Source organism: Solimonas aquatica (assembly GCF_900111015.1).
Taxonomy (GTDB): Bacteria; Pseudomonadota; Gammaproteobacteria; order Nevskiales; family Nevskiaceae; genus Solimonas; species Solimonas aquatica.
The window spans coordinates 1-14,145 of sequence record NZ_FOFS01000018.1; the positions used below are offsets into that span (position 1 = coordinate 1).

The following is a 14,145-nucleotide window of genomic DNA, read 5'->3' on the forward strand; positions in this document are numbered from 1 at the left end:
GCGGCGACGGATGCGAGGCGTAGGGCGTGCTTTCTCTTGGGTACTTCTCTTTGCACGAGCAAAGAGAAGTACCTCGGGCGCCGAAGGGCGCACGAAACCAAGGCCGGATCAGGCAACAGCCCAAGCAGCAACAGCAAAACCCTGGCGGGTTACGTCGCTCGCGCGCCTAAGCCGCCCTACGATGGAGAATCACAGACATGAACGCCTTCAAGCGCTATGCGCTCGCGCTGCTGGCGATTTATGCGCTGGTCGGTGCGGCGATCTATTGGTTTGGCTTCACCACGCCGCAGTACCTGGGCGATCTCACCCGCCTGGGCGGCTATCGCGAGGACGAGTTCGGCTGGGAGGCGCCGCAGCAGCGCTACCGCCCGCCGCTGTTCACGCCTGATCACTACGACGCCGACACCCAGGTGCTGATCCTCGGCGACTCCATGACCGTGCACCGGCCTACCGAGCAGACCGATCCCGGCGTCTACTGGCCCAATGTGCTCGCCGCGCAGACCGGCTGGAAAATCGCCGCCCTGCATCGCCGCGAACACACGGTCGAAGAAGTGCTGTCGCGCGCGGACTACCAGGCGCATCCGCCCAAGCTGTTCGTGCTGGAAATCGCCGAGCGTACCGTCACCGCCCTGGAACGCATCACCGAAACCGCCGCGCGCCGCTACGGCTGCGGCGCGCCACCGGCGCCGCGTCAGCCGGTGCTCGAGATCCGCCCGCTGCAGGCGACGCCAGAAGACTTCGCGCGACCGCAGCCGCCACGCGCCTGGCTCGACCTGTCGCTGGGCGGCCATCGCCTCAAGCACCTGCTGCTGCGCCAGTTTGCGCCCGGCAGCATCGATGCCCTGCACTACCGGCTCACGCGCGAGGACCTGTTCAGCAACCGTCGCGCCGGCGAGCTGCTGGTGTTCCGTGACGATCTGGAAAAGCTCGGGCTGCCCGCGCGTTTCCTGGCGCAGCAGGCCTGCGCCCTGCAGGCCCTGCAGCAGGAAGTGGAAGCCGACGGCCGCACGCGCTTCGTGCTGCTGATGGTGCCGGACAAGCTCAGCGCCTATCGCCCCTATGTGCGCGATTTTCCGGCCGGGGATTACCCGCCGGTGATCGCCGCGCTGGCGGCCAATCCGAACCTGCTGATGCCGAGGCTGGACCTGGATTTCGAGACTGCGCTACGCGCCGGCACGCGCGATCTGTATCTGCCCGACGATACCCATCTGGGCTCGGCCGGGCACCGCCTAGTGGCGGAGCGCCTGCTCGCCCAGCTGCGCGCCAGCGGTCTGGCGGCGCCGTAGCGGCTGCGGCAGCTGCGGGCTGCGGCTGAGCACCGCCAGCAGGGCCAGCAGGCAGTAGTACACGCTGCTGGCATTGAACATGAGCGAGAACGGCCAGGCCGCCCACACGGATGCAATGGCCAGGCTCAGCGCGTCTTCGCGGCGCAGGGTTTCGCTGAGCAGGAAGCGCCAGGTGCGCCAGAACATGAACATCCAGAGCAGCAGGCCCACCAGACCGATCTGCGCGCCGATGGCGATGAAGGCATTGTCGATCAGCACCGTCGATTCGCCGAACATCTGACCGCTGTCCTTCTGCGTGACGGCGGCGCCGAACAGGGCATTGGCCCAGTCGTGGAACCAGACCTCCGCATACTGCGCCCAGGACTCGTGACGGGCATCCAGCGAAGCGGAATTGAGCACGCCGCCATCGCCGCCGATGCCCAGGAAATGCAGCACGTTCTTGATGCCGCTGGCGACCATGTAGGCGACGAACAGCCAGAACATCGGCAGCAGGGCCAGCAGGCGTTCGCGATGACGTGGCGGCACCCACAGCATCAGCGCGGCGTTGACGATGGCCGCGCCGCCCACCAGATAGGCAGTGCGGGTGCGGCAGATGTAGACGCAGAACGCGCTGATGCCCAGATAGGCGAGCGCCAGCAGCCAGTGCTGGCGCCGCTGCACGCTGCGATACAGCGCGATCAGGCCGACAAAAATCATGAAGTGGCCGAAGGACCAGCCGGAATTGAACAGCGAGAAGGCGCGGACCTGATCCTCCAGCTTCCAGGCATAGACCTGCCAGGTGTTGCCATTGGCCACCGTGGGCAGCACCGGATCGTTCTTGAGGTACTGGTCCAGGCCGATGCCGGCCAGCGGCAGGGCCACGAGCATCAGCAGGACTTCCATGCGCTGCGGCTTGAAGCTGCCCTCCAGGGCGGTGGCCAGGGGCAGCAGCAGGCTGAGAAAGTAGATGCGGTAATAGGTGGGAATCAGATCGTCCAGCACACCGCCGAAGCGCGCTTCCAGAAACACCGCGCTGACCAGCAGGCAGGCGCCGAACATCGCCCAGGCCGTCAGCAGCGCGGTGGGCAGCTGCGGCTGCCAGCCGCGCTGCAGCACCATCCAGCCCAGGGCGCAGAGCATCAGCGCATCCAGGCTCCAGCGCGGGATGATCACGTTGTCGGCGAACACCGCCATCTGCGCCTGCTGAAATGCCGAGTCCACGAAGGACAGCAGCCACCAGGCCAGCAGCATCAGGGTGAGCAGGGTGGGCACGGGCGACAGGCGCCGGTCTGTGCGGCGGATCGGGCTCGCGGCGAGTGTGTCCAAGGCGGTCAGGTTTAACGAAAGAAGGGAAGCAGCATCATCTTACAGCCCCGCTACCGCTTCTTGGCTATGCTGTGACGATCATGACTGCGAACAGGGGATTTTAGCGTGCAGCCATCGGGCGCCCGCCGGCGCAGGCCCGCCTGTCGCGGGATGTTGTTGCAGTGACCGCCGGGCAGGACGCCGCCAGCCTCACACGGGGAGGACTGCTGGCGCGCAACGTGGTCTGGAATCTCGCCGGCGTGGTGCTGCCGGCGCTGGTGGCGCTGCTGGCGGTGCCGCTGCTGACGCAGGCCCTGGGCGCGGCGCGCTTCGGCCTGCTGTCGCTGGCCTGGGTGTTCGTCGGCTACTTCACGATCTTCGACTTCGGCCTGGGCCGCGCGCTCACCCAGCTGGTCTCGGCGCGCATCGCCGAGCAGCGGCAGGACAGCCTGCCGGGGCTGCTTGGGACCGCCGCGATCTTCGCCCTGGCGGTGTCGCTGGCCTCGGGCCTGGCGGTGTGGCTGCTGGCGGCGCCGCTGGTGCAGCAGGTGATGAAGATGCCGCCCGAGCTGCAGCCCGAGGCCGCCAGCGTGATGCGGGTGCTGGCGGTGAGCATTCCCTTCGTGATTCTCGGCACGGTCGCGCGCGGCGTGCTGGAGGCGCTGCAGCGCTTCGATCTGATCAATGTGGTGCGCGTGCTCAGCGGCGTGTACCTGTTCCTCGGTCCCTTGCTGCTGCTGCCCTTCACCCACGACATGGGCTGGATCATCGCCGCGCTGGCGGCCGGCAAGGTGCTGGCCACCCTGGCCTTCCTGCAGTCCTGCTGGCAGCAGCTGCCGCAGGTGCGCAGCCGCCTGCACTGGCAGCGCCGCGAGCTGCGCGCGCTGTTCGTGTTCGGCGGCTGGATCACCCTGGGCAACATCCTGGGACCGCTGCTGAGCTATACCGACCATTTCGTGATCGGCGCCACCGTGGCGCTGTCGCTGCTGGGCTACTACTCCGTGCCCTATCAGATGACCACGCGCCTGTGGCCGGTGATTGCGGCGGTGGTGGGCGTGCTGTTTCCCGCGCTGAGCATCCATCTGCTCACCGATCGCGCGCGCGCCGCCCGGCTGTTCCTGCTGGCCATGAAGTCGGTGGTGTTCATGATCGCGCCGGTGTGCCTGCTGCTGGCGGCCTTTGCCACCGAGTTCATGCAGCTCTGGCTGGGCGGTGACTACGGCCGCATCGGCGGGCCGCTGCTGCGCCTGTTCGCCCTGGGCGTGTTCATCAACAGCTTCAACTTCGTGACCCTGGCCCTGGTGCAGGCCGGCGGGCGGCCGGACTGGGTGCCGAAGCTGTCGATGCTGGAACTGCCGCTCTATCTGCCGGCCCTGTTCTGGGCGATTCATGTCGCCGGTCTTCAGGGCGCGGCCCTGGTCTGGCTGGCGCGCATCCTCATCGAGTTCGTGTTCCTGCTCTGGGCCAGCGGCCGGCTCCTGCCGGAGAGTGCGGCGGCGCTGCGCCGCAGCGTGCCGGGCCTTGCGCTGCTGATCGCCAGCTTCCTGCCGTTCTTCGCGCCGCTGCCGCTGGCGCCGCGTCTGCTGCTGGCCGGCGTCTGGCTCTTGGCCTGGTTCTTGATTTGCTGGACCCGGCTGCTGGGCGCAGCCGAACGCGAAGCCCTGCAGAATCTGCGCGCGCGCCTGCGCCGCGCGCCCGCTACCGGCAGTTAAAGACACAGATACCGCGATGCTGTTCAACTCCTTCGAATTTCTCTGCATCTTCCTGCCGATCGCGCTGAGCGTGTTCTTCATCCTCGGGCGCTGGCGCGGCCCGTCGATCGCGCTGGGCTGGGTGGTGGCGTCCTCGCTGTTCTTCTACGCCTACTGGAACCCCTGGCAGCTCTGGGTGCTGGCGGGCTCGCTGTTCGGCAATTTCTATCTGGGCAAGCGCGTCTCCACGGGCGAGCATCGCCGCGTCTGGCTGAGCATCGGTGTGACGCTCAACATCGCCGTGCTGCTGTTCTTCAAGTATTCCAATCCCACGGTCGACAAGCTCGACCACTGGCTGGACCTGGGCTGGAACTGGCATCACGTGATCATGCCCCTGGGCCTGTCCTTCTATACGTTCCAGCAGATGGCGTATCTGATCGACTCGCACCGCGCCGGCGAGAGCGAACCCAGCTTCCTGCGCTTCACGCTGTTCGTGACCTTCTTCCCGCACGTGATCATCGGCCCCATCGTGCATCACCGCGAGATGCTGCCGCAGTTCGCCGATCCCAAGGTGTTCACGCCGCAGCTGGCCAACTTCAATCTCGGCCTGCCGCTGTTCTTTCTCGGCCTGTTCAAGAAGGTGGCCATCGCCGATCCCATCGGCCATCTGGTCGATCCGGCGTTCGCAGCGGCGGCGGCCGGCACGCATCTGAGCCTGTTCGAGGCCTGGGCCGCGGCGCTGGGCTACACCTTCCAGCTGTACTTCGATTTCTCCGGCTACGCCGACATGGCCATTGGCCTGGCGCGCATGTTCGGCGTGCAGCTGCCGCAGAACTTCGACTCGCCGTACAAGTCGCGCAGCATGGCCGAGCTGTGGCGGCGCTGGCACATGACGCTGATGCGCTTCATGCGCGAGTACTTCTACATCCCGCTCGGCGGCAACCGCAAAGGCCCGACGCGGCAGAAGCTCAACATGTTCCTGACCATGGTCATGTGCGGGCTCTGGCACGGCGACGGCGCCGGCTGGACCTTCTTCGTGTTCGGCGTCGCGCATGGCATCGCCATGATCATCAACCTGTCCTGGATGCGCTGGCGTGAGGCGAACAACATCCAGCTCGGCGCCTGGTGGGAGGTGTACGCCTCCTGGGCGCTGACCATGCTCACCTGGTGCCTGGGGCTGGTGCTGTTCCGCGCCGCCAATGTCAGCACCGCCGTGGACATCTGGAAGGGCATGGCCGGTGTCTACGGCGCCGCCTTGCCGGATCAGCTGCTGGCCTTCGTGCCGGTGCTGAAGGAATGGATCACGCCGGTGCGCGTGCTGCCGCATCTGGCCGGCGGCACGGTGCTGGGCCTGATGGAGCTGAGCGCGATGCTGGCGCTGAGCGTGCTGCTGACCCTGGGCTTCAAGAACATGGCGGAGATTTCGCAGCGCCGGCGCGTGCTGCTGCTGGTGCTGTGCTTCGCCTTCGCCATCCAGGGCGCGCTGTTCGCCGGCGTGCCGGCGCAGTTCCTCTACTTCCAGTTCTGAGGCGCAGGCGACCATGAACCAGAAGCCCGATCTGCCGCTGTCCTCGCCGCGCACCCTGCTGGCCATCATCGCCGCCATGCTCGGCTCGCTGCTGCTCTACGCGCTGCTGTTTGCCTGTGTGCTGCACAAGCCGCTGTCGGTGGGCACCATCCGCGACTACTTCCAGATCAAGCTGCAGCGCGCGGCGGCCATCGATGGTCCCAAGCTGGTGTTCTTCGGCGGCAGCAATGTGCGCTTCGGCCTGCGCTGCGAACTGGCCGAGCAGCTCAGCGGCGTGCCCTGCGTGAACGCAGGCTTCATCGCCGACGTCGGCATCGATCTGATGGTGGCCAAGTTCGAGCCGCTGCTGCATGCCGGCGATGTGGTCTACGTGCCGCCGGCCTATGAGCAATATCTGTGGAGCCGCGAGTTCGTCGCCACCCAGCGCGACGCCGCCTATCTGTTCAGCTATGACCGCGCCACGCTGCCGAAGATGTCCTGGTATCGCCAGCTGCACGCGCTGTTCTATTTCAATCTGCCCTATGTGGTGTCTTCCAGCGCCGAGATGGCGCTGGCGGCGGTCGGGCTCAAGCGCAAGGCCGGCGCCAGCCGCGAGTTCGGCGCGCAGAATCTCAACGCCTGGGGCGACGAGACCGGACACAGTGCCGCGCAGGCGCAGGGCTATGCGGCGCTGCTGGCGCTCAAGCCCCGCATTCCCGATGCCGCGCACTTCGATCCGCAGCGGCATTACTTCACCCAGCAGCTGGAGCTGTTTCTCGACTGGGCGCGCGCGCACGGCGTGACGGTGGTCGGCGGCCTGCCGCAGATGAGCGAGGAGATACAGATTCCGCCCGGGGTGATCGACAAGGTGCGGGCGATCTACCTGGACCACGGCCAGCACTTCGTGGATCTGCCCTCGCATTCGCAGTATCCGCACGACTGCTTCTTCGACAGCCTGTATCACCTGAACGAAGAATGTCAGTTGCAGCACACGCGCCTGCTGATGCCGCTGCTGCAGCCTTATCTGCCGGCGCTCAAGCCGGCTGCGGGCTGAGGTCCGGGAGCGCGTGCGGGTGTTCGGGAAGCTCCAGGCGCAGGCTGGGCAGGGCCTGGCCGAGCAGCGCCTCCAGCGCCTGCAGCTCGGGCGCATACAGCGCGCGCAGCCAGTGCAGGGCCTGCGGTTCGATGGCGGGCTTGGCACTGCGGCGCAGCAGCAGCCGTTCGCGGATGAAGCGGCGCGCGCCGGGCGGCAGCAGCGCCTGTGCGGCGCGACGCAGACCCTGCTGCGCCATCAGGCGGCGGCCCAGGGCATGGCGCGGCTGGGCATAGGCATTGACCGCTTCCGCCTGCACGGCGGCAAAGCCCTGCGGGTCGATGTCCAGAAACGCCGCCACGCGACGCAAGGTGGTGGCCGGCTGCGCGCAGAGTTCGGCGAATTCCAGAATCAGCAGCTGCTCGCGGGCGAACAGATCCAGATAGCGGCGCAGCTGGCGCGCGTAGAAGCCCAGCTCCACATAGCAGTGGCCGGCGCCGCCCCAGGTCTTGCCGGGCAGGGCGTAATCGCGCTGCAGGGCCGGCCAGAAGGCTTCGCGCTGCAGGCCTTCGCGGCAGTCCATCAGGTAGTGCGAGTACGCACGCGCCACCGGATCGCGCAGCAGCACGATGAGCCGCGCCTGCGGCACGCGTGCGTGGATGCGGCGCGCCGCCTGCTCGTCGAACAGATAGGAGGGGCTGGACTCGCCCCAGATGCGGCGCTGCGCGTGCGCGGCGAACAGCGCCAGATACTGCGCCGGGTCCTCGTAGCGGCGGATCATGTGCCGCAGGCGCGGATCGGGCGTGAAGCTGGCGAAGTGGTGCGGCTCCTTGAAGGCCGACATGCCCAGCTCCGGATGCTGCGCCAGATAGTGATGCAGCGCGCTGGTGCCCGCCTTGGCGGCGCCGACGACGAACAATTGTGGATAGCGCGCCATGACGCCTCCACCCTAGGCGCCGGTCTTTACGCCGGCGTGAAAGCAGTGCGAAAGTTTCGTGTACCCCCACAACGATCAAAGAGCGCAAGTCCGTGAGTCAGGCCAAGCCGGAGTTCAACCCTTATCTTCACGGTCTGCGCGGTGTGGCGGCGTTCAGTGTGCTGCTCTGCCACTGCTTCACGCTGCCGCGTGATTACGGGCTGTGGCCGCAGGCGCTGTCTCTGGGGTTCGGCGAGTTCCTGCATCTGGGCCGCTACGGCGTGGAAGTGTTCTTCCTGATCAGCGGCTATCTGATCACCGAGAGCCTGCGCCGCAAGAACAGCGTGCGCCTGTTCCTGCTCGAACGCAGCCTGCGCCTGCAGCCGGCCTACCTGGGCATTCTGCTGCCGCTGTTCCTGCTCAAGCCGCTGATCAGTCCGAACTTCCTGGATGGCGCCTCGCTGGCGAGCATGCCGCTGCACTTTCTCTCCAATCTGTTCTTCCTGCCCGGCGTGCTGCCGCTGCCCATTGCCCTGGGTGTGGGCTGGACGCTGAGCTTCGAGGCGCTGTTCTATCTCACCGCCAGCGGCGCCTTCTTGCTGGCGCCGCGCTTCGGCCAGGCCCTGGCCGCCAGCTTCTGCGTGATGGTGGCGATGGTGGCGGCGGTGCTCTATCCGGGCGTGGTGTTCTTCTTCGTCGGTGCCGGCGTGTATCTGTATCGCGCGCCGCTGCGCGCGCTGCTGCAGAACTGGCGCTGGCCGCTGCTGGCGCTGGTGGCCTGGATCGGCATCTGGAATCTCATCCTCTGGGCCTATGCCGACGATCATCAGGTTTCGGCGCCGGGCATGCTGGGCATGGCGGCCTGCCTGATTCTCTCGCTGCTGTTCTTCGCGCCCACCGTCGAAGGTCGCGGCCTGCTGGCGGCGGTGCTGCGCAACCGCGTGCTGTAGTATCTGGGCAGCATCAGCTTCAGCCTCTACCTCTGGCACAGCCCGATCATCGCCACCCTGGCGATGGTGCTCAAGCACAAGCTGCCGCCCGGCAGTCTGGCACTGTGGCTGACGCTGGTGGCGCTCACCATTCCCATGGCGCTGATCGCGGCGCATCTGAGCTGGCGCATCTGCGAGCAGTGGCTCAGCAACTGGCTGCGCCGCCGTCTGCTGCCGAAGCTGGCCAGACCGGTGGCGGTGACTACGCCTTGAGCGCGCGCTCCGGGTAGTCGCTGAACACACCGTCCACGCCCAGCGCGCGCAGCGCGCGCAGCTGCTTGCGGTCGTTGACGGTGTAGACCCAGAGCTGCAGGCCGCGCGCATGCGCGTCGGCAATCAGCTGTGCGTCGACGAACTCGGCGGACACCGAGAGCACGCTGGCGCCGAGTTCGGCGGCCTCGCCGGCCCAGGACAGCGGCACACCGCAGACCAGCATGCCGATCGGCACCTCGGGCATCAGCTGGTGAAACTCCCAGAGTTCGGGATGGTGGAACGAGGACACCTGGAAACGCTCCGCCGGCCAGCCCTCGTTGATGTATTCGCGCAGCACCTCGGCCACGGCGGCCGCGCAGCCGCCCCAGCTCTTCAGCTCGATGTTCACGCCGGCGCGGTTCTCGATCAGGTCCAGCGCCTCGCGCAGCGTGGGCAGCGGCTCGCCACTCTTGTCGCGCAGCGCGCGGATCCGGGCAGCGCTCATCGTGCTGAGCAGGCCCTTGCTGCGGGTGGTGCGGTCCACGGTGAGATCATGCAGCAGCCACAGCTCACCGGCGGCCAGCTGCACATCGAATTCCAGATACTGCGCGCCCAGGCGGATGCCGGTGTCCAGGGCCAGCAGGCTGTTCTCCGGGGCATGTCCGCGCGCGCCGCGATGACCGATGACGGTCAGCGGCCGCAGCATGGCGCCGCCATTCTTCTTTCGGGGCGTCCGTGCCGGCCGGGGCCTGGTCTGTTCATCCGCGCCGACGCTGCGGGCTGTCGGGCGGGCTGCGGCCGGCTCCGGGGTGGGGCGGCTGTTGTGGTTCATCTGCGAGCCTCCGTCGAAATGACGCGCCGGGATGGCCCCACTTTAGCCCTCGGCGGGGCTTTGTGCTCGCCCTTCAGCTGTGGTTTTCCACCGTCATGATCTTGAGCAGATTGGTGCCGCCCGAGCCGGCGCCGTCGCCCTTGGTGATCAGCACGCGCCGCCCTTCGGCGAGCACGCCGCGATAGCGCAACACCTCGATGGCCTCGCGCACCACGTTCGGCGCGTCGCCGCCCTTGGCAAAGGCCACCGGATACACGCCGCGACACAGGGCCATGCGCCGGCGCGTGCGCTCGCGCGGCGTGAGCGCGTAGATCGGGATCACCGACTCGGTGCGCGCCATCATCAGCGCGGTGCTGCCGGATTCGGTGAGCGCGATGATGGCCTGCGCGTGCATGTTCTTCGCGGTCCAGGCGGCGGCCATGGCGATGGCCTCGTCGGTGCGCGCGAAGTGCGCGTCCTGACGCAGGCTGTCGCGCGGCTGGCTGGGCGGCAGGGTCAGCTCGGCGCCGGCGCAGACCCGCGCCATCGCCTCCACGGTCTTCACCGGATATTTGCCGGCGGCGGTTTCGGCAGACAGCATCACCGCATCGGTGCCGTCCATGACCGCATTGGCCACGTCCAGCACCTCGGCGCGCGTGGGCACCGGATTGCTGATCATGGATTCCATCATCTGCGTGGCGGTGATCACCATTTTGTTCTGCTCGCGCGACTCGGCGATGATGCGCTTCTGCCAGCCTGGCAGCTCGGCGTCGCCGATCTCCACGCCCAGATCGCCACGCGCCACCATCACCACATCGCTGGCGGCGATCAGCTCGCGCAGATTGCCCAGGGCCTCGGCGCGTTCGATCTTGGCCACCAGCATGGCGTTGCCATCGGCGTCGCGCAGCAGCTGGCGGGCAAGGTCCATGTCGGCGGCATCACGCGGGAAGGACACGGCGATGAAGTCCACGTCCAGCGCCACGGCGGCCTTCAAATCCTCCTTGTCCTTGTCGGTGAGCGCGGCGGCGGTGAGGCCACCGCCCTGCTTGTTGATGCCCTTGCGATTGGACAGCGTGCCGCCCAGTAGCACCGTGCAGCTCACGCGCGTGCCTTCCACGGCATCGACGCGCATCGAGATCACGCCGTCGTTGAGCAGCAGCACATCGCCGGCGCGCACGTCCTGCGGCAGCTCCTTGTAGGCGCAGCCCACGGCCTGCTCGTCGCCGGCATCGGCGGCCAGCGCGGTGTCCAGGGTGAAGCGCTGGCCCTCGGCCAGCTCCACCGCGCCCTTGGCGAAGGACTCGATGCGGATTTTCGGGCCCTGCAGATCGGCCAGCAGGGCGATGTCCAGGCCCAGCTCGGCGGCGGCGCTGCGCACCGCGGCGGCGCGACGCTGCTGGTCGGCGAGCTTGCCGTGCGAGAAGTTGAGACGGACCACGTCCACGCCGGCGCGCAAGAGCTTGCGCAATATTGCGGGATCGTCAGTGGCGGGGCCTAAGGTTGCGACGATCTTGGTCCGGCGGTTCATGTGCGCGCGTGGCATCCGTCTACAATTAGGGCCGCTAGTCTCTGGCCCGCGCCGGCTTCAGGCAAGCAAAATTTTCTTAGCGCCCACTTCAGGAGATGCCCATGGCCCAGTTTGGAACCCCTTTGCGCGATGGAGCCACGCGTGTGCTGATGCTGGGTGCGGGTGAGCTGGGCAAGGAGGTGGTGATCGAGCTGCAGCGCCTGGGCGTGGAGACCATTGCCGTGGATCGCTACGCGGATGCGCCGGCCATGCAGGTGGCGCACCGCAGCCATGTCATCAACATGCTCGACGGCGCCGAGGTGCGGCGCGTGATCGAGCTGGAGAAGCCGCAGCTGATCGTGCCGGAGATCGAAGCCATCCACACGCCCACGCTGCAGGAACTCGAGCGCGAGGGCTACACGGTGATTCCCACCGCGCGCGCCGCGCGCCTGACCATGGACCGCGAAGGCATCCGCCGTCTCGCCGCCGAAGAACTCAAGCTGCCGACCTCGCCCTACCGCTTCGCCGGCACCGTCGAAGAGTACCGTGAGGCGGTGCAGGCCATGGGCCTGCCCTGCGTGGTCAAGCCCATCATGTCCTCCTCCGGCAAGGGCCAGTCGCTGGTGAAGACGGCGGACGACATCCAGAAGGCCTGGGACTACGCGCAGGCCGGCGGCCGCGCCGGGCAGGGCCGCGTGATCGTCGAAGGCTTCGTGCCCTTCGACTACGAAATCACCCTGCTCACCATCAAGCACATCGGCGGCATCAGCTTCTGTGCGCCCATCGGCCATCTGCAGATCGACGGCGACTATCGCGAATCCTGGCAGCCGCAGGCGATGAGCGAGAAGGTGCTCAAGCAGGCGCAGGAGATCGCCGCCAGGGTGGTGGATTCGCTGTGCCAGCCCAATGGCCGCGGCCTGTTCGGCGTGGAGCTGTTCATCAAGGGCGATGAAGCGATCTTCTCGGAAGTCTCGCCGCGCCCGCACGACACCGGCCTGGTGACGCTGATCTCGCAGGATCTCTCCGAGTTCGCCCTGCACGCGCGCGCCATTCTCGGCCTGCCGATTCCCAACATCCGCGCACGCGGGCCTTCGGCCTCCTGCGCGATCCTGTTCGCCGGTGACCGCAAGGCGCCGCGCTTTGCCGGCGCCGAAGCCGCGCTGGCCGAACCCGATACCCAGCTGCGCCTGTTCGGCAAGCCGGAAATCATCGGCAAGCGCCGCATGGGCGTGGCCCTGGCCCTGGGCGAGAACGTCGATCAGGCGCGCGAGAAAGCGCGCGTGGCGGCGGGCAAGGTGAAGCTGGTGGAGTGAAAAGTAGGGCGGGTTAGCGGCGCAGCCGCGTAAGCCGCCGCCGGGTGTTAAGCGTCTTCGGCCTGCCTGCGGTGACCGCGTGTCGTTCCACGCCGTCGCATCCGCAGCAGCAGATAAAACGCAAAGCCCGTCGCCACGCCGGGCGCCAGCCCGAGCACCAGCGCAATCCAGCCATGCCGAATTCCTTCCGCCTTGGCCTCGTAAGCCACCCAGGCCGCGAGCACCAGCCAGCAACAGATGGCATCAAGGGCATAGCCCGAGGAATAGGGATTCACGAAGCCAGCAGCGAAAGCGCCGAGGATGTCGGGATGCTGCAGCAACGGCGGTATTACGATCCAGACGAAAGCTGCGGCAAAGGCGAGGCCGATGGTGGCGACGACCAAGGCGAAGGATTTTGGGGTCACGGTGTGCTGACTTTAAGTCTTATTTGCTCCGACCCCTTCTCCTCTCAACGCCCGCGCTCAGGCGCGGCACCCGTTGAGCGAAGCGAGGTGGTGCCGCCGCACTGCAGCGAGTTGTTGGGCCTAATAGCAAACCTCTTTCCACTCATACCTGTGGGTGTATTCGTTATAGACCTGGCGCTGAACACAATTGGATGTACCGACTGGCGGCACCCGCGGCTGCTGTATGGGCTCAACCGATGGTGGTGTTATGGGGCAAATCCGTGACGAACAAATTGGCTCAATGTCCAGCGTGCTGCTGCACACGGCTTGAACCTCGCCGCTCATACAGACGCACTGGCAACTGGCGTAAGCAGTAGAGCTGGTAAACCCTAAGATTGCGACAAATGCAGCAAGCGGTTTCTTCATGATAATGGCCCTCCCTTAGGTTCAACGACTAAGTTCAGCCGATGCCAAGCACGAATGCTAAGCATCGGCTGCGACGCCGAGTTAGGCATCACCGTCGGCCTTCTTGAGAGCGTTGACATCGTCTCGTGTGGCCTCCAGGCTTGCAGTTATTTCGCGCAACGTCGTGAACAGATGCGCGAACTCATCTGCGTTCATGGAGCGATGACGCGCCACAGCCATATCCACTAACTGGGCGTACTGCCGTACGGTGGCGCCGAGCACCATGGCAAGGCTAACGAGGGAATGCGGTAGTTCGTGCAGCGGGATGTTACTTGTTGCATTTTGGAGCGCCTGCAGTTCACTAAAGTCGAAGTACGTTTCGCGCGTTGCGATCTTGAACACCGCCTCCCGATCGTGCATCTGCTCAGTGAAGTGCCTCGCTGCCTTTGCGCAGTTTGTGCAGAGAGCCAAAAACGTCTTCGCCAGTTCAACACGCCTTGCGCGCCGCTCCTCCTTTTGAAGGGCGAGGGCGCTCATGTGCTGCATTGAGGATTGCCAGGCGGCGATGCAAGCTGCGGCAATAACGGCCAGGATTGTGCCGATGGCCTGAACCCACGACGCCCATTCCGAGCTTGAGAGTTCAGTGCTGACGCATAGCATGCTCATGTGTGATGACTAACTAAAAATAGATGACAAAAGGCTGCCCAATAATCTGGCTGGCAGTCCATAGGGCGGGTTAGCGGCATCGCCGCGTAACCCGCCGCGATGCACCCTCAAGGAGGGTTACGGCCTGCGGCCTAACCCTCTCTACGTTTTGCGTGAGACGTC

13 protein-coding genes are annotated in these 14,145 nt (G+C 66.4%); 7 read left to right on the forward strand and 6 right to left on the reverse strand.

Features of this window, described 5'->3' with window-relative positions; translation table 11 throughout:
• The first annotated feature begins 197 nt into the window (after window positions 1-197).
• Window positions 198-1,286, forward strand: coding sequence for an alginate O-acetyltransferase AlgX-related protein (locus tag BMY12_RS18575; RefSeq protein ID WP_093289388.1), 1,089 nt, complete (start codon window positions 198-200; stop codon window positions 1,284-1,286).
• On the opposite strand, the gene BMY12_RS18580 is transcribed toward BMY12_RS18575, so the two are convergent.
• Window positions 1,230-2,537, reverse strand: a complete 1,308-nt coding sequence (locus tag BMY12_RS18580) for an O-antigen ligase family protein (RefSeq protein ID WP_143069008.1) — start codon at window positions 2,535-2,537, stop codon at window positions 1,230-1,232. The two genes, BMY12_RS18575 and BMY12_RS18580, sit on opposite strands and share 57 nt — an antisense overlap.
• Before the next feature lie 215 nt (window positions 2,538-2,752).
• Here BMY12_RS18580 and BMY12_RS18585 point away from each other — a divergent pair, with 215 nt between their 5' ends.
• The 3 genes from BMY12_RS18585 to BMY12_RS18595 are packed head-to-tail and all read left to right on the forward strand — an operon-like array spanning window position 2,753 to window position 6,822.
• Window positions 2,753-4,282 carry a flippase gene (locus tag BMY12_RS18585; RefSeq protein WP_177189075.1) on the forward strand — a complete coding sequence of 510 codons (1,530 nt, stop codon included), beginning with the start codon at window positions 2,753-2,755 and terminating at the stop codon, window positions 4,280-4,282.
• 16 nt (window positions 4,283-4,298) lie between these two features.
• On the forward strand, window positions 4,299-5,789 hold the full coding sequence (locus BMY12_RS18590; protein WP_093289392.1) for an MBOAT family O-acyltransferase: 1,491 nt from the start codon (window positions 4,299-4,301) through the stop codon (window positions 5,787-5,789).
• A 13-nt stretch (window positions 5,790-5,802) separates the two neighbouring features.
• Window positions 5,803-6,822, forward strand: coding sequence for a hypothetical protein (locus BMY12_RS18595; protein WP_093289394.1), 1,020 nt, complete (start codon window positions 5,803-5,805; stop codon window positions 6,820-6,822).
• On the opposite strand, the gene BMY12_RS18600 is transcribed toward BMY12_RS18595, so the two are convergent.
• Complete coding sequence (locus BMY12_RS18600) at window positions 6,803-7,738, reverse strand: sulfotransferase family protein (RefSeq protein WP_093289395.1); 936 nt, start codon at window positions 7,736-7,738, stop codon at window positions 6,803-6,805. The two genes, BMY12_RS18595 and BMY12_RS18600, sit on opposite strands and share 20 nt — an antisense overlap.
• Before the next feature lie 92 nt (window positions 7,739-7,830).
• On the opposite strand from BMY12_RS18600, the gene BMY12_RS18605 reads away from it, so the two are divergent.
• Together BMY12_RS18605 and BMY12_RS18610 are read left to right on the forward strand one after the other, a co-directional pair.
• Window positions 7,831-8,667, forward strand: a complete 837-nt coding sequence (locus BMY12_RS18605) for an acyltransferase family protein (RefSeq protein ID WP_177189076.1) — start codon at window positions 7,831-7,833, stop codon at window positions 8,665-8,667.
• 63 nt (window positions 8,668-8,730) lie between these two features.
• Complete coding sequence (locus BMY12_RS18610) at window positions 8,731-8,919, forward strand: hypothetical protein (protein WP_093289398.1); 189 nt, start codon at window positions 8,731-8,733, stop codon at window positions 8,917-8,919.
• Here the strand turns inward: BMY12_RS18610 and BMY12_RS18615 are convergent.
• Both BMY12_RS18615 and pyk read right to left on the reverse strand, forming a co-directional pair.
• Window positions 8,909-9,604, reverse strand: a complete 696-nt coding sequence (locus tag BMY12_RS18615; protein ID WP_177189077.1) for a glycerophosphodiester phosphodiesterase — start codon at window positions 9,602-9,604, stop codon at window positions 8,909-8,911. The genes BMY12_RS18610 and BMY12_RS18615 overlap by 11 nt on opposite strands.
• Window positions 9,605-9,803: 199 nt before the next feature.
• Window positions 9,804-11,237: a pyruvate kinase gene (gene pyk / locus BMY12_RS18620; protein ID WP_093289402.1), complete on the reverse strand. Its 1,434-nt coding sequence runs from the start codon at window positions 11,235-11,237 to the stop codon at window positions 9,804-9,806.
• A gap of 101 nt (window positions 11,238-11,338) precedes the next feature.
• Between pyk and purT the strand changes: the two genes are divergently transcribed.
• Window positions 11,339-12,529: a formate-dependent phosphoribosylglycinamide formyltransferase gene (purT, locus tag BMY12_RS18625; protein ID WP_093289465.1), complete on the forward strand. Its 1,191-nt coding sequence runs from the start codon at window positions 11,339-11,341 to the stop codon at window positions 12,527-12,529.
• A gap of 47 nt (window positions 12,530-12,576) precedes the next feature.
• On the opposite strand, the gene BMY12_RS18630 is transcribed toward purT, so the two are convergent.
• Together BMY12_RS18630 and BMY12_RS18640 are read right to left on the reverse strand one after the other, a co-directional pair.
• Complete coding sequence (locus BMY12_RS18630) at window positions 12,577-12,912, reverse strand: DUF2834 domain-containing protein (RefSeq protein ID WP_218140263.1); 336 nt, start codon at window positions 12,910-12,912, stop codon at window positions 12,577-12,579.
• 507 nt (window positions 12,913-13,419) lie between these two features.
• Complete coding sequence (locus tag BMY12_RS18640; protein WP_093289406.1) at window positions 13,420-13,983, reverse strand: hypothetical protein; 564 nt, start codon at window positions 13,981-13,983, stop codon at window positions 13,420-13,422.
• Window positions 13,984-14,145: the final 162 nt, after the last annotated feature.